This is a genomic window from Enterobacter cloacae complex sp. Mu1197 (assembly GCF_040059225.1).
Classification (GTDB): domain Bacteria; phylum Pseudomonadota; class Gammaproteobacteria; order Enterobacterales; family Enterobacteriaceae; genus Enterobacter; species Enterobacter quasiroggenkampii.
Map to the genome: position 1 here is coordinate 1,458,723 of NZ_CP157375.1, position 16,608 is coordinate 1,475,330.

General features: G+C 58.9%; 15 protein-coding genes. 9 read left to right on the top strand and 6 right to left on the bottom strand.

From position 1 onward, the window contains the following. Positions 1-1,233 carry a molybdopterin molybdotransferase MoeA gene (gene moeA / locus ABFV38_RS06890; protein ID WP_262752356.1) on the bottom strand — a complete coding sequence of 411 codons (1,233 nt, stop codon included), beginning with the start codon at positions 1,231-1,233 and terminating at the stop codon, positions 1-3. A gap of 187 nt (positions 1,234-1,420) precedes the next feature. On the opposite strand from moeA, the gene iaaA reads away from it, so the two are divergent. Genes iaaA through gsiD form a run of 5 tightly spaced genes read left to right on the top strand, consistent with a single transcriptional unit; the run spans position 1,421 to position 7,643 of the window. Continuing rightward, positions 1,421-2,359: a beta-aspartyl-peptidase gene (gene iaaA, locus ABFV38_RS06895; protein WP_348958911.1), complete on the top strand. Its 939-nt coding sequence runs from the start codon at positions 1,421-1,423 to the stop codon at positions 2,357-2,359. Positions 2,360-2,370: 11 nt separating this feature from the next. Then, entirely contained in the window at positions 2,371-4,242 is a 1,872-nt protein-coding gene (gene gsiA, locus ABFV38_RS06900; RefSeq protein ID WP_348958912.1) for a glutathione ABC transporter ATP-binding protein GsiA, read from the top strand. Positions 4,243-4,265: 23 nt separating this feature from the next. Beyond that, the gene (gsiB, locus tag ABFV38_RS06905) at positions 4,266-5,804 is read left to right on the top strand and encodes a glutathione ABC transporter substrate-binding protein GsiB (protein ID WP_348958913.1); all 1,539 of its coding nucleotides are present in this window, start codon (positions 4,266-4,268) and stop codon (positions 5,802-5,804) included. Between the two features lie 5 nt (positions 5,805-5,809). Then, positions 5,810-6,730, top strand: coding sequence for a glutathione ABC transporter permease GsiC (gene gsiC / locus ABFV38_RS06910; RefSeq protein WP_048222187.1), 921 nt, complete (start codon positions 5,810-5,812; stop codon positions 6,728-6,730). 1 nt (position 6,731) lies between these two features. Further along, entirely contained in the window at positions 6,732-7,643 is a 912-nt protein-coding gene (gene gsiD, locus ABFV38_RS06915; protein WP_021240948.1) for a glutathione ABC transporter permease GsiD, read from the top strand. Between the two features lie 63 nt (positions 7,644-7,706). Here gsiD and rimO read toward each other — a convergent pair whose 3' ends face one another. Next, a complete protein-coding gene (gene rimO, locus ABFV38_RS06920; RefSeq protein WP_008501203.1) occupies positions 7,707-9,032 on the bottom strand; it encodes a 30S ribosomal protein S12 methylthiotransferase RimO in 1,326 nt (441 codons plus the stop codon). 216 nt (positions 9,033-9,248) lie between these two features. Between rimO and bssR the strand changes: the two genes are divergently transcribed. Then, a complete protein-coding gene (bssR, locus tag ABFV38_RS06925; RefSeq protein ID WP_008501204.1) occupies positions 9,249-9,632 on the top strand; it encodes a biofilm formation regulator BssR in 384 nt (127 codons plus the stop codon). A 106-nt stretch (positions 9,633-9,738) separates the two neighbouring features. Next, positions 9,739-10,857 (top strand): PQQ-dependent sugar dehydrogenase, encoded by a 1,119-nt coding sequence (locus ABFV38_RS06930; RefSeq protein WP_348958914.1) that lies wholly within the window; start codon positions 9,739-9,741, stop codon positions 10,855-10,857. Here the strand turns inward: ABFV38_RS06930 and ABFV38_RS06935 are convergent, their stop codons facing one another. Continuing rightward, positions 10,858-11,484: a glutathione S-transferase family protein gene (locus ABFV38_RS06935; protein WP_023326978.1), complete on the bottom strand. Its 627-nt coding sequence runs from the start codon at positions 11,482-11,484 to the stop codon at positions 10,858-10,860. Between the two features lie 241 nt (positions 11,485-11,725). Between ABFV38_RS06935 and dacC the strand changes: the two genes are divergently transcribed. Next, entirely contained in the window at positions 11,726-12,931 is a 1,206-nt protein-coding gene (gene dacC, locus ABFV38_RS06940) for a serine-type D-Ala-D-Ala carboxypeptidase (RefSeq protein ID WP_008501207.1), read from the top strand. Positions 12,932-13,001: 70 nt separating this feature from the next. Here the strand turns inward: dacC and deoR are convergent, their stop codons facing one another. The 3 genes from deoR to ABFV38_RS06955 form a co-directional block, all read right to left on the bottom strand. Beyond that, positions 13,002-13,760: a DNA-binding transcriptional repressor DeoR gene (gene deoR / locus ABFV38_RS06945; protein ID WP_348958916.1), complete on the bottom strand. Its 759-nt coding sequence runs from the start codon at positions 13,758-13,760 to the stop codon at positions 13,002-13,004. A gap of 67 nt (positions 13,761-13,827) precedes the next feature. Then, positions 13,828-14,436 (bottom strand): undecaprenyl-diphosphate phosphatase, encoded by a 609-nt coding sequence (ybjG, locus tag ABFV38_RS06950; protein WP_045908451.1) that lies wholly within the window; start codon positions 14,434-14,436, stop codon positions 13,828-13,830. 7 nt (positions 14,437-14,443) lie between these two features. Next, positions 14,444-15,172, bottom strand: a complete 729-nt coding sequence (locus ABFV38_RS06955) for a phosphatase PAP2 family protein (protein ID WP_235401429.1) — start codon at positions 15,170-15,172, stop codon at positions 14,444-14,446. 168 nt (positions 15,173-15,340) lie between these two features. Here ABFV38_RS06955 and ABFV38_RS06960 point away from each other — a divergent pair, with 168 nt between their 5' ends. Further along, a complete protein-coding gene (locus tag ABFV38_RS06960; protein WP_348958918.1) occupies positions 15,341-16,573 on the top strand; it encodes an MFS transporter in 1,233 nt (410 codons plus the stop codon). Positions 16,574-16,608 lie beyond the last annotated feature (35 nt).

Consider the following 16,608-nt stretch of genomic DNA (forward strand, 5'->3'; position numbering starts at 1 on the left):
TCAGCCTCCGAACAGGTGGTTAAAGCGCTCGACCTCAACCCATTCGCCGGCTTCCACGTTGCCGCGCTCGCGCTCCAGCACGATGAAGCAGTTGCCCAGACTGAAGGAACTGAAAATGTGCGAGCCCTGATGTCCGGTAGTGCGTACTTCAAGCTCGCCGTCCGCACCGCGGGTCAGAATGCCGCGCTGGAAATCGAGACGGCCCGGTGATTTTTTCAACCGCGTGGCGGCACGCACGCGCACGCGTTCCGGCAGCGGGCTGGCCTTGTTGCCGGAAAGCTTCGCCAGCAGCGGGATCGCCAGCTGGTAGAAGGTGAGTGCCGCCGAGACCGGGTTACCCGGCAGGCCGCAGAACCAGCTGTGTGAAAGCTTGCCAAACGCGAACGGCTTGCCCGGCTTGATCGCCAGCTTCCAGAAGGCGATTTCACCCAGCTCTTCAAGAAGGGTTTTGGTGTAATCCGCTTCGCCCACGGAGACGCCGCCGGAGCTGATGACCACGTCGGCGGATTTATCCGCCTCGATAAACGCCGCGCGCAGTTTTTCCGGATCGTCTGGAATGATGCCGAGGTTAATCACCTCGCAGCCCAGCTGCTCCAGCATCAGGTGTACCGCCAGGCGGTTGGTGTCGTAAATCTGGCCGTCCTGCAGCGGCTGGCCCGGAAGCTGCAGCTCGTCGCCGGTGGAGAAAACGGCGACGCGCACTTTACGGATTACGTCGATTTCAGCAACGCCGAGCGACGCCAGCACCGGCAGCTCCGCCACCGTCAGCTTTTGCCCGGCGGCAAAGACCGTCGCGCCGAGGGTAATGTCTTCGCCCGTGCGACGGATGTTCTGGCCCGCTTTGACGCTCGCGGTAAAACGCACGCCGTCGTCGGTCTGTTCGGTCTCTTCCTGCATCACCACGGCGTCGCAGCCTGGCGGAACCGGTGCGCCGGTCATGATACGCACGCAGGTGCCTGCAGGCCATTCGCCGCTAAACGGCTGACCCGCAAAGGCTTTACCCGCCACCGGCAGGGCGTTACCCGTCTGGAGATCCGCCAGGCGTACCGCGTAACCGTCCATCGCGGAGTTATCAAACCCCGGCACGTTAAGCGGAGAGACGATATCGCGTGCGGCAATACGGCCAAAACAGCGCACGAGGGGCAGCGTCTCAACGTCATGCAGCGGGGAAACTCGGTCAAGCATCTGCGTGAGTGCCGTCTCAAGCGGCATCAGTCCGGCGGTAAAATCCATGGTGGGCTCCTGCGGAGTAACAACGAAAGCGTCCATTATGGCAGAAAAGTGCGGCTAACTGTATGACCGAAGGGTGCACGCTTTACATCACTGTTACGTCTTTCTATATTCAAAAATCATCTGAAGTTTCGTCGACGATAATGATATTTATAGAAAAAGCCGCAAAACAGGCTAACGGGTGATGCGAATGGTTAAGGCGGTAATCGCAATTCATGGCGGGGCCGGGGCAATCACCCGTGCACAGCTCACTTCTGAGCAGGAAAAACGCTACATCGACGCGCTGTACGCCATTGTGGAAACGGGCCAGAAAATGCTGGAAGCGGGCGAGAGCGCGCTGGATGTGGTCACCGAGGCGGTGCGTCTGCTGGAAGAGTGCCCGTTATTTAATGCGGGGATCGGTTCGGTCTTTACCCGGGATGAAACGCACGAGCTGGATGCCTGCGTGATGGACGGTATCACCCTGAAAGCGGGGGCCGTGGCAGGCGTCAGCCACCTGCGTAACCCGGTGCTGGCCGCGCGTCTGGTGATGGAAGAGAGCCCGCACGTGCTGCTGACGGGCGCGGGGGCGGAGAGGTTTGCCTTCGAACACGGAATGGAGCCGGTATCGCCCGACCTGTTTTCCACGGAAGCCCGCTATCAGCAGCTGCTGGACGCCCGTTCGGCGGGCATGACGCAGCTTGACCATACTGCGCCGCTGGATGAGCGCAGCAAAATGGGCACCGTCGGCGCGGTGGCGCTGGATAAAGCCGGCAACCTCGCGGCGGCAACTTCCACGGGCGGGATGACCAACAAGCTGCCCGGACGCGTGGGTGATAGCCCGCTGCCTGGCGCGGGTTGCTATGCCAATAACGCGACGGCGGCGGTGTCGTGTACCGGCACCGGAGAAGTGTTTATCCGCGCTCTCGCGGCCTATGACATTACCGCGCTGATGGATTACGGCGGCTTAAGCCTGAGCGAGGCCTGCGAGCGTGTGATGATGGAAAAATTACCTGCCCTGGGCGGCATCGGCGGACTCATTGCGGTGGATCGTGAGGGCAACGTGGCCCTGCCGTTCAACAGCGAAGGCATGTACCGCGCCTGGGGCTATGCCGGCGATGAGCCGAGCACGGGGATTTATCGTGAATAAGGGGGCAGCGCGTGCCGCACAGTGAAGAGCTGGACAACCGCGAAGTGCTGGCTGTCCATCAGCTGAATATTGCGTTTCAGGAAGAGCGGCAGTTCATCCCCGCAGTACAGAATTTATCGTTCACGCTCAGGCGCGGCGAGACGCTGGCGATTGTTGGCGAGTCCGGTTCCGGGAAATCGGTCACCGCGCTGGCGCTGATGCGCCTGCTGGAACAGACGGGCGGTCAAATCAGCAGCGAGAAAATGCTGCTGCGCCGCCGTAACCGCCAGGTCATTGATTTAAACGAGCTGAGCGGCGCGCAGATGCAGGGCGTGCGTGGGGCGGATATTGCGATGATCTTCCAGGAGCCGATGACCTCCCTGAACCCGGTGTTCCCGGTCGGGGAACAAATTGCCGAGTCCATTCGCCTGCATCAGGGGCTGAGCGGCGATGAGGCGCTCAGGGAAGCGAGACGCATGCTGGAGCTGGTACGCATTCCGGAGGCGCAGGCCATTCTCGGCCGCTACCCGCATCAGCTTTCCGGTGGCATGCGCCAGCGGGTGATGATCGCCATGGCGCTCTCGTGCCGTCCGGCGGTGCTGATTGCCGATGAGCCGACGACGGCGCTGGACGTGACGATTCAGGCGCAGATCCTGCAGCTCATCAACGTGCTGCAGCAGGAGATGGAGATGGGGGTGATCTTTATCACCCACGATATGGGCGTGGTCGCCGATATCGCCGATCGCGTACTGGTGATGCACAAGGGCAGCGCGGTCGAAACCGGCACGGTTGAGCAGATTTTTCACGCGCCCGCGCATCCCTACACCAAAGCGCTGCTGGCGGCGGTCCCGCGTCTTGGGGCGATGAACGGCAGCGATCTGCCGCGTCGTTTTCCGCTGATTTCCCTGGCGGCGTCTGAGCCGCAGGAGGAGGAACGCGAGCAGGACACCGTGGTGCCGGGCAAGCCCATTCTGGAAGTGCGCAATCTTGTCACCCGGTTTCCGCTGCGCAGCGGTGTACTGAACCGGGTGAAGCGCGAAGTGCACGCGGTGGAAAACGTCAGCTTCGATCTCTGGCCGGGCGAAACGCTGGCGCTGGTGGGGGAGTCCGGTTGCGGTAAATCCACTACCGGGCGCGCGTTGCTCCGTCTGGTGGCCTCTCAGGAGGGCAGCATTACCTTTAACGGCGAGCGCATTGATACCCTTCCGGACAGCAGGCTGCAGGCGGTGCGGCGGGATATTCAGTTTATTTTCCAGGATCCGTATGCCTCCCTCGATCCGCGCCATACGGTGGGGTATTCGATCATGGAGCCGCTGCGGGTGCATAACCTGCTCGACGGCGAGGCGGCGCAGCGTCGCATCGCCTGGCTGCTGGAGCGCGTTGGCCTGAAGCCGGAACACGCCTGGCGTTATCCGCACGAGTTTTCCGGCGGGCAGCGGCAGCGTATCTGCATCGCCCGCGCGCTGGCGCTGAATCCGAAAGTGGTGATTGCGGATGAATCCGTCTCGGCGCTGGATGTCTCTATCCGGGCGCAAATCATCAATCTGCTGCTGGATTTACAGCGGGATATGGGGATCGCCTTCCTGTTTATCTCGCACGACATGGCAGTGGTTGAGCGCATCAGCCATCGGGTGGCGGTGATGTTTATGGGGCAAATTGTGGAAATCGGTCCGCGAAGAGCGGTGTTCGAGAACCCACAGCACCCGTATACCCGCAAGCTCATCGCGGCGGTCCCGGTCGCCGACCCGGCGCATCGTCACGGCCAGCGCGTGCTGCTGCAGGATGAAATGCCGAGCAATATTCGTAAACGCGGCGAGGCCGTAGAGCGCGTGGCGTTGCGTGAGGTCGGGCCGGGTCATTTCGTGGCTCCCCCGCGTCAGGACAATGCTTTTTCGCGGTTATAACTTTCAACAGGCAGGAGAACATAATGGTTACATTTGTAGCGCGTAGATGGTTGTTAGCCGCGAGCGTGACGGCAGCCCTGGCCGCTGCCCCCGCGTTCGCTGCCAAAGATGTGGTGGTCGCCGTCGGCTCTAACTTCACCACGCTGGATCCGTATGACGCTAACGACACGCTCTCCCAGGCGGTGGCGAAATCGTTCTACCAGGGCCTGTTTGGCCTGGATAAAGAGATGAAGCTTAAAAACGTGCTGGCGGAGGGGTACACCGTTTCGGATGACGGGCTGGTGTACACCATTAAGCTCAAAACCGGGGTGAAGTTCCAGGACGATACCGACTTTAATGCAGACGCGGTGAAGGTTAACCTCGATCGCGCCAGCAATCCTGAAAACAGCCTCAAGCGTTATAACCTCTATAAAAACATCGCCAAAACTGAGGTGGTCGACCCGGCGACGGTAAAAATTACCCTGAAAGAGCCGTTCTCCGCGTTTATCAATATTCTGGCGCATCCGGCGACGGCAATGATTTCCCCTGCCGCGCTGAAGAAATACGGCAAGGAGATCGGCTTCCACCCGGTCGGCACCGGCCCGTATGAGCTTGTCACCTGGAATCAGACCGATTTTGTGAAGGTGAAGAAATACGCGGGATACTGGCAAAAAGGGCTGCCGAAGCTGGACACCATCACCTGGCGCCCGGTGGTGGACAACAACACCCGTGCGGCGATGCTGCAAACCGGCGAGGCGCAGTTTGCCTTCCCTGTTCCGTATGAGCAGGCCGCCATTCTGGAGAAAAACAGCAAGCTGGAGCTGGTCGCCAGCCCGTCGATCATGCAGCGCTACATCAGCATGAACGTCACGCAAAAGCCGTTCGATAACCCGAAGGTGCGCGAAGCCATTAACTACGCCATTAACCGTCAGGCGCTGGTGAAAGTCGCTTTTGCGGGCTATGCCACCCCGGCCACCGGCGTGCTGCCGCCAGCTATCGCGTATGCGCAAAGCTATCAGCCGTGGCCGTACGATCCGGCTAAAGCACGCGAGCTGCTGAAAGAGGCGGGCTTCCCGAACGGGTTCAGCACCACGCTGTGGTCGTCGCATAATCACAGTACCGCCCAGAAGGTGCTGCAGTTCACCCAGCAGCAGCTGGCGCAGGTGGGTATCAAGGCGCAGGTGACCGCCATGGATGCCGGGCAGCGTGCGGCCGAGGTTGAGGGGAAAGGGCAGAAAGAGAGCGGCGTGCGGATGTTCTACACCGGCTGGTCGGCCTCGACCGGTGAAGCCGACTGGGCGCTGTCGCCGCTGTTTGCCTCGCAGAACTGGCCGCCAACCCTGTTCAATACCGCGTTCTACAGCAACCCGCAGGTGGACAAAGACCTTGCTGACGCGCTGAAAACCACCAAACCGGAGGAGAAAGCACGCCTCTACAAGGACGCGCAGGACATCATCTGGAAAGAGTCGCCGTGGGTGCCGCTGGTGGTGGAAAAACTCGTGTCAGCCCATAACAAAGCGTTGACCGGGTTCTACATCATGCCGGATACGGGCTTTAGCTTTGACGATGCGGATTTAAAATAACGCCCATGCTGAACTATGTTTGTAAACGCCTGCTGGGGCTTATCCCGACACTGCTGATTGTGGCAGTGCTGGTGTTTTTGTTTGTCCATATGCTGCCGGGCGATCCGGCGCGTCTGGTTGCCGGGCCCGAAGCGGATGCCACGGTCATTGAGCTGGTGCGTAAACAGCTGGGTCTTGACCAGCCTCTGTATAGGCAGTTTCTGCACTATATTGGCAACGTTCTGCAGGGTGACTTTGGTATCTCGATGGTGTCGCGTCGTCCGGTGTCGGAGGAGATCGCCAGCCGCTTTATGCCCACGTTCTGGTTAACGATAGCCAGCATGAGCTGGGCCGTGGTGTTCGGACTTGGCGCCGGGATTGTGGCGTCCGTCTGGCGTAACCGCTGGCCGGACAAGCTCGGCATGGCGCTGGCGGTGACCGGCATCTCCTTCCCGGCGTTCGCGCTGGGGATGCTGCTGATGCAGATCTTCTCCGTTGAGCTGGGCTGGCTGCCCACCGTCGGGGCCGATACCTGGAAGCATTACATTCTGCCCTCGATGACGCTGGGGGCTGCCGTGTCGGCGGTGATGGCCCGCTTTACCCGCGCCTCGTTCGTTGACGTGCTGAGCGAAGATTATATTCGCACCGCGCGGGCGAAAGGGGTCAGCGAGAAGTGGGTCATCCTTAAGCACGGGTTCCGCAATGCGATGATCCCGGTCGTGACGATGATGGGGCTTCAGTTTGGCTTCCTGCTGGGCGGCTCTATCGTGGTGGAAAAGGTCTTCAACTGGCCGGGGCTGGGACGTCTGCTGGTCGATTCCGTCGAGATGCGCGACTACCCGGTGATCCAGGCGGAAGTGCTGCTTTTCTCGCTGGAGTTTATTCTTATCAACTTAGTGGTGGACGTGCTCTACGCCGCCATTAACCCGGCCATCAGGTATAAGTAAGATGCGATTGTTGAACTGGCGACGTCAGGCCGTTTTAAACGCCATGCCGGGGCTCAAACCGGACCACATCCGCACCCCGTGGTCTGAATTCTGGCGGCGTTTCCGCCGCCAGCCGGTCGCGATGACCGCGGGGCTGTTCGTGCTGCTGCTGATTGTGGTGGCGATCGTGGCACCGTGGGTGGCGCCGTTTGATGCGGAAAATTATTTTGACTACGACCGCCTGAACGACGGGCCCTCGATGCTCCACTGGTTCGGCGTGGATTCCCTCGGGCGGGATATCTTTAGCCGGGTACTGGTAGGGGCGCAGATCTCGCTCGCCGCCGGGGTGTTCGCGGTGCTGATCGGCGCGGCCATCGGGATCGTGCTGGGGCTGGTTGCCGGGTATTATGAAGGCTGGTGGGACCGCATCATCATGCGCATCTGCGACGTGCTGTTTGCCTTCCCCGGCATTCTGCTGGCGATTGCCGTGGTGGCGATCATGGGCAGCGGTATGGCCAACGTCATCATCGCGGTCGCGGTGTTTTCGATTCCGGCTTTTGCCCGCCTGGTGCGCGGCAACACGCTGGTGTTGAAACAGCAGACCTTTATCGAGTCGGCCCGCAGTATGGGGGCCAGCGATGCGACCATCCTCTTCAGCCATATTCTGCCGGGGACGGTGTCGTCCATCGTGGTCTATTTCACCATGCGTATCGGCGTGTCGATTATCTCGGCGGCCAGCCTGTCGTTTCTGGGGTTAGGGGCACAGCCTCCGACGCCGGAGTGGGGCGCGATGCTGAACGAGGCGAGGGCCGATATGGTGATTGCGCCGCACGTGGCGATTTTCCCGAGCCTGGCGATTTTCCTGACCGTGCTGGCGTTTAATCTGTTAGGTGATGGGCTGCGCGACGCGCTGGATCCGAGGATAAAGGGGTAGTGCAGTGAAATGTGCCGGGTGGCGGCTACGCCTTACCCGGCCTACAAAAGCGGAGTGGGGCGATTAAACCCGGCTACCCCACAGGTCATACTCGTCCGCGTTTTCAACCTTCACGCGAATAATATCACCCGGCTTAACGTTGGTTTCGCCATTCAGGTACACCGCACCGTCGATTTCAGGGGCGTCCGCCATGCTGCGGCCAATCGCGCCTTCTTCGTCCACTTCGTCGATGATAACCATGATCTCGCGGCCCACTTTCTCCTGCAGACGCTCGGCAGAGATCTGCTGCTGCAACTGCATGAAGCGGTTCCAGCGCTCCTCTTTCACCTCTTCCGGCACCTGGTCCGCCAGCTCGTTGGCGGTTGCGCCTTCCACCGGGCTGTATTTGAAGCAGCCGACACGGTCCAGACGCGCTTCTTTCAGGAAGTCGAGCAGCATCTGGAAGTCTTCTTCGGTTTCACCCGGGAAGCCGACGATAAAGGTGGAGCGCAGGGTCAGGTCCGGGCAGATCTCACGCCACTGCTTGATGCGCGCCAGCTGACGGTCAACGGAGCCAGGGCGCTTCATCAGCTTCAGGATACGCGGGCTCGCGTGCTGCAGCGGGATGTCCAGGTACGGCAGAATCTTGCCTTCCGCCATCAGCGGGATGACGTCGTCAACGTGCGGGTACGGGTAGACGTAGTGCAGACGCGTCCAGATACCGAGTTTAGACAGCTGTTCGCACAGGCCCACCATGCTGGTTTTCACCGGCTCGCCGTTGTGGAAACCGGAGCGGTGCTTCACGTCCACGCCGTAGGCAGAGGTATCCTGGGAGATGACCAGCAGCTCCTTCACGCCCGCGTCGGCCAGACGTTTGGCTTCAGCCAGCACTTCGCCAATGGGACGGCTCACCAGATCGCCACGCATGGACGGGATGATGCAGAAGGTGCAGCGATGGTTACAGCCTTCGGAAATCTTCAGGTACGCGTAGTGGCGCGGCGTCAGCTTCACGCCCTGTTCCGGCACCAGGCTCAGGAACGGGTTGTGTTTGGGTTTTGGCACGTAGTGATGAACATGTTGCAGCACCTGCTCGTAGCTATGCGGGCCGGTGATCTCCAGCACCTTAGGGTGCACTTCGCGGATCTGGTCTTCTTTCGCGCCCAGACAGCCGGTCACGATCACTTTGCCGTTTTCGGTCAGCGCTTCACCGATGGCTTCCAGTGACTCCTGGACCGCGCTGTCGATAAACCCGCAGGTGTTAACAATCACCATATCGGCGTTGTCGTAGCTTGGCACCACGTCATAGCCCTCGGTGCGCAGTTCGGTCAGGATGCGTTCTGAATCCACCAGGTTTTTCGGGCAGCCCAGGGAGACGAAGCCGATTTTCGGCTGGTGCGTAACATTGCTCATAGGTTAAAAATTCATCAATTATGGAGTTATCAGGGCGGGATTTTACAGCGTATCGCGGGGGATTTATACACTCTTTGCAAGGCGGATGCGTCGGGCCGAGGTTGTAACATTGTAAATAATGTTAATCAGTTAATAAAAATTGATCCCAGGCATTAAACTGTACAAAAAATGTACTTATCCTGACTATGCACCATGGCTGACAGAGGAGGAAAGAGCATGACCGTTGACAGACTAAAACGCGATCTGCTGAACAAGCTGATCAACGCCCGAATCGACCTGGCCGCGTACCTGCAGTTGAGGAAGGCAAAAGGGTATATGTCAGTCAGCGAAAGCGAACATCTGCGTGATAACCTGTTTGAACTGTGTAATTTCATGCGTGAAAAAGCACCGACCCTGAAGGCGAACGGCGGCGAAAGCGAAGAAATCGCGCTACGCCGCGCCACCGAAGTGCTCTCCATCGCAGGGGTGTGTCTGATGAACGGACGCCACGACTGCCCGAACTTTATCGCCGTAAACGCGGAGAAGCTTGAAAACTGCCTGACAACGCTCTCTCTATGCATCATGTGTCTGAACGAGCACAAACAGCTTGAACAGCACTGATCCCGGGGGAGGCAACTCCCCCTTCTGCTTAAGCTTTTGTAAAAGTGATAACGCGCCCGGACGCAGTGGCTAATCTTTATGCCATATGCCGATAAAGGAGTGCGTTATGCCTCGATCCTCGCTGATTTCCCTGCCTGCGTTATTTATTTCGTTTTCACTTCTTGCTGCGCCAGAGGCGGTGAAGGTCGAGGTGCTGCAAAACAGACTCGATCACCCCTGGTCCCTGGCGTTCCTGCCGGATAATGACGGGCTGCTGGTGACCCTGAAGGGGGGGCAGCTCAAACGCTGGCAGGCCGGAAAAGGGCTCTCCGATCCGATTGTCGGCATACCGAAGATCTGGGCAAACGGTCAGGGAGGATTGCTGGATGTGGTATTGGCGCCGGATTTTGAGAAGTCGCGCCGCGTCTGGCTGAGCTACGCCGAGGCCGGGCATGACGGCAAAGCCGGAACGGCGGTGGGCTATGGCCGCCTGAGCGACGACTATTCCCGCATCGAGGGATTCCAGGTGGCGTTCCGCCAGATGCCGAAACTCTCAACCGGTAACCATTTTGGCGGGCGGCTGGTGTTCGACGGCAAAGGCTCTCTCTTTATTGGACTCGGCGAGAACAATCAGCGTCCGACGGCGCAGGATCTGGATAAATTGCAGGGTAAAGTGGTGCGCCTCACAGAAGACGGGAAAGTCCCGTCGGATAACCCCTTTGTGAACACCCCCGGTGCGCGACCCGAAATCTGGTCTTACGGCATTCGCAACCCGCAGGGGATGGCGATGAACCCCTGGAGCGATACGCTGTGGCTGAACGAGCATGGCCCGCGCGGCGGGGATGAGATCAATATTCCGGAGAAAGGTAAGAACTACGGCTGGCCGCTGGCCACGCACGGCATTAACTACAGCGGCCTGAAAATCCCGGAAGCCAAAGGCGAGCATGTTGAGGGCACCGAGAAGCCGCTGTTCGTCTGGAAAGTCTCACCCGCGGTGAGCGGCATGGCGTTTTACAACAGCGACGTCTTCCCGCAGTGGAAAAACAAGCTGTTTATCGGCGCGCTGAAGGAGAAGGACGTGATCGTGCTGAGCGTGGAGGGAAACAAGGTGACGGAGGACGGGCGCATTCTGGGCGACCGGGACCAGCGTATTCGCGACGTGCGGGTGGGGCCGGATGGGTATCTCTATGTCCTGACCGACGAGACGGACGGGCAACTGTTGAAAGTCAGCCCGTCCGGCGCGTAATCAGGTGACCGGGATCATCACGACGTTACGGTAAGCCGGGCGATCGCTCAGCTGTTTAAGCCAGCGCTCAAGGTGAGGGCGCGGCGTCCACTTCAGACCCATGTTGGTCAGGTTCCAGACGAACGGCGCCACGGCGATATCGCCTGTGCCGAACGCCTCGCCGGAGAACCAGGCGTGCTTCGCCAGCTCGTCATCCATCATCGCAAACAGATTTTCGCAGGCATCCTGCGCGGCGTGAATCGCAGGATAGTCGCGTTCAGCTTCCGGCGTGCGGATAAGCCCCATCAGGATCACGCGGTGGGTTGGGGACAGCGTCTGGTTTGCCCAGTCCATCCACTTTTCGCCCTGGGCGCGCCGGGCCGGGTTTTCAACCCACAGGCGGCCCTGACCGTACTGGGCGGCGAGGTAACGGACAATGGTGTTGGACTCCCAAAGCGTCGCGTCTGTTTCATCATCGCGCAGCAGCGGCACCAGGCCGTTCGGGTTCATGGCCAGATAGTCGGCCTCTTTGTTCACGCCGAACGCCATGCCAGCCATGATTTGATTGAACGGTAAATCCAGCTCTTCCAGCGTCCAGAGCACTTTCTTAACGTTGGTCGAATTATTCCTGCCCCACAGCGTAATCATATTTACTCCCGATGAGATGTGAATCCGAGTCAGCCTTTCGCCATGGTGAGATAAACCTAACAATTACGCAACAGAAGACAAAAAAATCGTCTTAATCAAAGCGTATCTGAATGTTATTGCATAAACTTTAATAACTTTACCCTCGTTGGGTTTCTTTAACGGTTTTAGTGCGCTATTACTCATCGCTTCTTGCGACACGGTGATGTGACGTAATTTTTGAATGGACACTCGGGTGGCATTTATGACGCGTAAAATGACTTCTCTGCGCAGCCTGGCGGCAGGCTCTGCGCTTCTTTTCCTGTTTGCACCAACGCTCTACGCAGCTGAACAGGCTGCGCCCGAAGCGCCGCCCGTGGATGCGCGCGCCTGGATCCTGATGGACTACGCCAGCGGTAAAGTGCTGGCGGAAGGGAATGCGGATGAGAAACTCGATCCGGCAAGCCTGACCAAAATCATGACCAGCTATGTGGTGGGCCAGGCGCTGAAAGCGGGCAAGATCAAGCTGGACGATATGGTGACCATCGGGAAGGACGCGTGGGCGACCGGCAACCCGGCGCTGCGGGGTTCTTCCGTGATGTTCCTGAAGCCTGGCGATCAGGTTTCCGTTTCCGATCTGAATAAAGGGGTGATTATTCAGTCGGGAAATGATGCGTGCATCGCGCTGGCCGATTACGTCGCCGGCAGTCAGGATTCATTTATCGGCCTGATGAATGGCTACGCGCAAAAGCTGGGCCTGACCAATACAACCTTTAAAACCGTTCACGGTCTGGATGCGCCGGGCCAGTTCAGCACCGCACGCGACATGGCGCTGCTGGGGAAAGCGCTGATCCACGACGTGCCGGATGAATACGCCATCCACAAAGAGAAAGAGTTTACCTTCAACAAAATTCGCCAGCCGAACCGCAACCGCCTGCTGTGGAGCAGCAACGTCAATGTGGACGGGATGAAAACCGGCACCACGGCGGGGGCTGGCTACAACCTGGTGGCCTCCGCGACCCAGGGCGACATGCGCCTGATTTCGGTGGTGCTGGGCACCAAAACCGACCGCATTCGCTTTAATGAATCCGAAAAACTGCTGACCTGGGGCTTCCGCTTCTATGAAACCGTGACGCCGATTAAACCGGATGCCACGTTCGTCAGCCAGCGCGTCTGGTTTGGTGACAAGAGCGAAGTGAACCTGGGCGCGGGTGAGGCGGGCTCGGTGACCATTCCGCGCGGCCAGCTGAAAAACCTGAAGGCTAGCTACACCCTGACTGACCCGCAGCTTACGGCTCCGCTGAAAAAGGGCCAGGTGGTCGGGACGATTGATTTCCAGCTTAACGGTAAGTCGATTGAACAGCGTCCGCTGATTGTGATGGAAGCGGTGGAAGAGGGCGGCTTCTTCAGCCGGATGTGGGATTTCGTGATGATGAAATTCCACGGGTGGTTTGGCAGCTGGTTTAGCTAAGTTTTTTGCCGGGTGGCGCTGCGCTTACCCGGCCTACGTTCGAGCCGTTGTAGGCCGACCCGGCATAACCTCAATACATCAACTTCACCTGCTGCGCCTTCGCGTGGGCCACAATCTCGTCGTCCGGGCGGCAATCGCTGACGATGGCATCGAACTGCGCCAGCTCGCCCATTCTTGCCGAACGTACCTTACCAAACTTGCTGTGATCGACCACCAGCACATGATACTGCGCGGCGCTTAACGCCCAGTGTTTTACTGGCAGCTCTTCCAGATTAAAGCAGGTCGCGCCCTGGCGCACATTAACGCCGGCGGCGGAATAAAACGCGATATCCGGGCAGAGATTGCTGAGCGTGTCCTGCAGGTTGAGCGGCTTAAAGATCGCGTTGCTGGCGTGAAACACACCGCCGCAGAGGATCACCCGGCACTCGGGTTTCTCCTGAAGCGCCAGAAAGGTGTTCAGGGAGTAGCACACGGCAGTGAAAGGGATGCTGCTGTCGATGGCTTCGATAATCCACGGCGTGGTGGTACCGCAGTCAAAAAACAGCGTCTGGTGCGGCTGTACCAGTGAGGCCGCAAGCCGCGCGGCTTTGCGTTTCTCCTCCACCAGGCGTGTCTTCTGGTCGCTGATCAGATAATGGCTGGCGCTGCGTGGCTCAAGCACAATGTATCCGCCCAGCAGCACGACGGGCGCGCTCTCGCTGTTCAGATCCCGACGAATGGTCATCTCTGAGACGCCGAGGAGGTTGGCGGCTTCCTTAAGATGCAGCTTATCGCTGCGCTTCAGCGCCTGAAGCAGCTGAGCAATGCGGTCATCGCGACGTGTTTCCATAGTTCCTCGGGATAAAAAAGTGAACCCCCGCAGGGCGGGGGTTCAAGTGTAACCTGTCAGGTCGGGGTTAGTCACGTATCCAGCCTTTGCGGATCGGGATAGCGAAAATGGCGCGATAGAGGGTAGAGAGCCCGCTATAGAGCGCCTCACCGATAAGGCTCCACAGGATAGCCGCGCTCACGCAGCCAATCAGCCCCACCAGGAAGCCACCCACCATATCCAGCGGCCAGTGGACGCCCAGATAAACGCGAGACCAGGCGATGGCCACCGCGACCACCATCAGCACCGCACCTGACCACAGGCGATGCCAGAACAGGAAGGCCAGCGCAAAGGTGAAGATCACCGTCCCGTGATCGCTCGGGAAAGAGTCATCTGGCGCATGGTGCAGGAAGGTATAGCCCACGTGATCGACAAACGGACGATCGTGCGGGAATGCGTGGCCCAGAATGTAGCTCACCAGAACGCTCACGCCCAGCGCCATCGCTACTTTGATCACCAGCTGGCGCTGCGCTTTCACCTGGCTACGAGGTCCCCACAGCCAGAGGATGGCGGCCAGCGCGGGCACGATGCTGATCAGATCTTTTGCCAGAAAGGTGGCAAAGTCGATCATCCACTCGGGCGAGGCCGGGGTGGCATTGATCAGATAGAACAGCTGATAATTCAGATTCTCTAGCATAGCGTTATCACTCTTTAGCAAACCGGGTGGAAACAAGGCCGTAGACCACCACCTGAGAAAACCAGACCCACCACCCAGCCCACAGGTTGTGAGAGAAAAAATGTGCCCCGCGCATGATCTGGCCATAACCCATCACCAGACCTAACACCACGCCCAGCGCAACGAAGCTCCAGGCGAGACGCGGACGCTCGCGCCAGAAGGCAAAAAACAGCCCCATCACCATAAAGCCGCTGGAGGCATGACCGCCGGGGAAACAGCGCCCCGGACCGCTGTCAGCAGGAACGGCGCTGAACAGGGGATAAGAGACAGCCTTACCGCCATATTCCACCAGGTCCCACGGGCAGCTGTGATGGCTCATGCTTTTCAGCAGGCCCACCACCAGCGCGCCAACGCCCATCAGCAGCGCTGCCGTCACCAGCCTTGCGTTACGCTTGTAAGCGCCGTAAAACAGCGCCACGGCGCCTAAGGCGATGGCGATGTACTTCGCCAGACGATGGTTGAGCAGATCCAGCAGGTGGTCTTTCTGCAGCGGGAAGCTCTGCGTCGCCGCGTCATACCAGAAGCCGGTTACCCATCTGTCGAGCGCTTCATTGCGCGATAGCCACGTAAACACCACGGCAAGGGCTATCAGTATGAAAAGCTGATAACCATAAAAGCGGGCCGGTAAGCGGTAAAGGCGTTTTGTCTTATTTGTCTGTAACGTAGACAATTCTGAACGGCTGGAGGTGAGTGCCATAATTTGGGGTCGTTGACGAGTAATGGGGCTATCATAAATCTGTCAAATTAAGGAAACCTTAAACGAAGACGATATGTGCTTTATTTCTGTTTATCCTCGATAAATCACTATCTCGGGCTGCGGCATTTCATTACACTCGTCGCGATTTTGTCATTATAAAGAGATTGCATGTTAAACCGTTCTTCTTCAGGTTCACGTCTGGGTCGTCAGGCGTTGCTTTTCCCTCTGTGTCTGGTGCTCTACGAATTTTCTACCTATATCGGTAACGATATGATCCAGCCCGGAATGCTGGCCGTGGTGGCGCAGTACAACGCCGGAATCGAGTGGGTACCGACCTCCATGACCGCCTATCTGGCCGGCGGCATGTTTTTGCAGTGGCTGTTAGGCCCGCTGTCGGATCGTATTGGCCGTCGTCCGGTGATGCTGACGGGCGTGGTGTGGTTTATCGTCACCTGCCTTGCCACGCTGCTGGCGCAAAACATTGAACAATTTACCCTGGTGCGTTTCCTGCAGGGGGTGAGCCTGTGCTTTATCGGCGCCGTGGGGTATGCCGCTATTCAGGAGTCGTTTGAAGAGGCGGTGTGTATCAAAATTACCGCGCTGATGGCGAACGTGGCGCTGATCGCTCCCTTGCTCGGGCCGCTGGTAGGCGCCGCATGGGTGCATGTTGCACCGTGGGAAGGGATGTTTGTGCTCTTTGCGGTTCTCGCCGCCATCGCGTTCTTTGGTCTGCACCGGGCAATGCCGGAAACCGCCACCCGCATCGGCGAGAAACTCTCGCTGAAAGAGCTGGGGCGGGATTACAAAGAAGTGCTGAAGAATGGCCGCTTTGTGGCGGGCGCGCTGGCGACCGGGTTCGTTAGCCTGCCGCTGCTGGCGTGGATTGCCCAGTCACCGGTCATTATCATCAGCGGTGAAAAGCTCAGCAGCTACGAGTACGGCCTGTTGCAGGTGCCGATCTTTGGCGCGCTGATTATCGGTAACCTGGTGCTGGCGCGTCTGACGTCACGCCGCACCGTGCGTTCACTGATTATCATGGGTGGTTGGCCGATTGCGGCCGGGCTGATTCTGGCGGCGGTGGCGACCGTCGCGTCATCACATGCTTACTTATGGATGACGGCAGGACTCAGCATTTACGCCTTCGGGATTGGCGTGGCGAACGCCGGGCTGGTGCGCCTGACGCTGTTTGCCAGCGAGATGAGTAAAGGCACGGTCTCCGCGGCGATGGGGATGCTGCAGATGCTGATTTTTACCGTCGGTATCGAGGTGAGCAAGCATGCCTACGCGATGGGCGGTAACGGGCTGTTCAGCCTGTTTAACCTCGCCAACGGCGTGTTGTGGGTTGGCCTGATGGTGGTGTTCCTGAAAGACAAGCGCGTCGGAAACGCCCTGCAACCTTAATCTTTATTCCCTCTCCCGGTGGGAGAGGGTTAGTG

Excerpts from the sequence above, each read along its gene's own strand:
- moeA (WP_262752356.1), bottom strand. The coding sequence starts at position 1,233 with ATGGATTTTACCGCCGGACTGATGCCGCTTGAGACGGCACTCACGCAG.
- iaaA (WP_348958911.1), top strand. The coding sequence starts at position 1,421 with ATGGTTAAGGCGGTAATCGCAATTCATGGCGGGGCCGGGGCAATCACC.
- gsiB (WP_348958913.1), top strand. The coding sequence starts at position 4,266 with ATGGTTACATTTGTAGCGCGTAGATGGTTGTTAGCCGCGAGCGTGACG.
- gsiC (WP_048222187.1), top strand. The coding sequence starts at position 5,810 with ATGCTGAACTATGTTTGTAAACGCCTGCTGGGGCTTATCCCGACACTG.
- gsiD (WP_021240948.1), top strand. The coding sequence starts at position 6,732 with ATGCGATTGTTGAACTGGCGACGTCAGGCCGTTTTAAACGCCATGCCG.
- rimO (WP_008501203.1), bottom strand. The coding sequence starts at position 9,032 with ATGAGCAATGTTACGCACCAGCCGAAAATCGGCTTCGTCTCCCTGGGC.
- bssR (WP_008501204.1), top strand. The coding sequence starts at position 9,249 with ATGACCGTTGACAGACTAAAACGCGATCTGCTGAACAAGCTGATCAAC.
- ABFV38_RS06930 (WP_348958914.1), top strand. The coding sequence starts at position 9,739 with ATGCCTCGATCCTCGCTGATTTCCCTGCCTGCGTTATTTATTTCGTTT.
- ABFV38_RS06935 (WP_023326978.1), bottom strand. The coding sequence starts at position 11,484 with ATGATTACGCTGTGGGGCAGGAATAATTCGACCAACGTTAAGAAAGTG.
- dacC (WP_008501207.1), top strand. The coding sequence starts at position 11,726 with ATGACGCGTAAAATGACTTCTCTGCGCAGCCTGGCGGCAGGCTCTGCG.
- deoR (WP_348958916.1), bottom strand. The coding sequence starts at position 13,760 with ATGGAAACACGTCGCGATGACCGCATTGCTCAGCTGCTTCAGGCGCTG.
- ybjG (WP_045908451.1), bottom strand. The coding sequence starts at position 14,436 with ATGCTAGAGAATCTGAATTATCAGCTGTTCTATCTGATCAATGCCACC.
- ABFV38_RS06955 (WP_235401429.1), bottom strand. The coding sequence starts at position 15,172 with ATGGCACTCACCTCCAGCCGTTCAGAATTGTCTACGTTACAGACAAAT.
- ABFV38_RS06960 (WP_348958918.1), top strand. The coding sequence starts at position 15,341 with ATGTTAAACCGTTCTTCTTCAGGTTCACGTCTGGGTCGTCAGGCGTTG.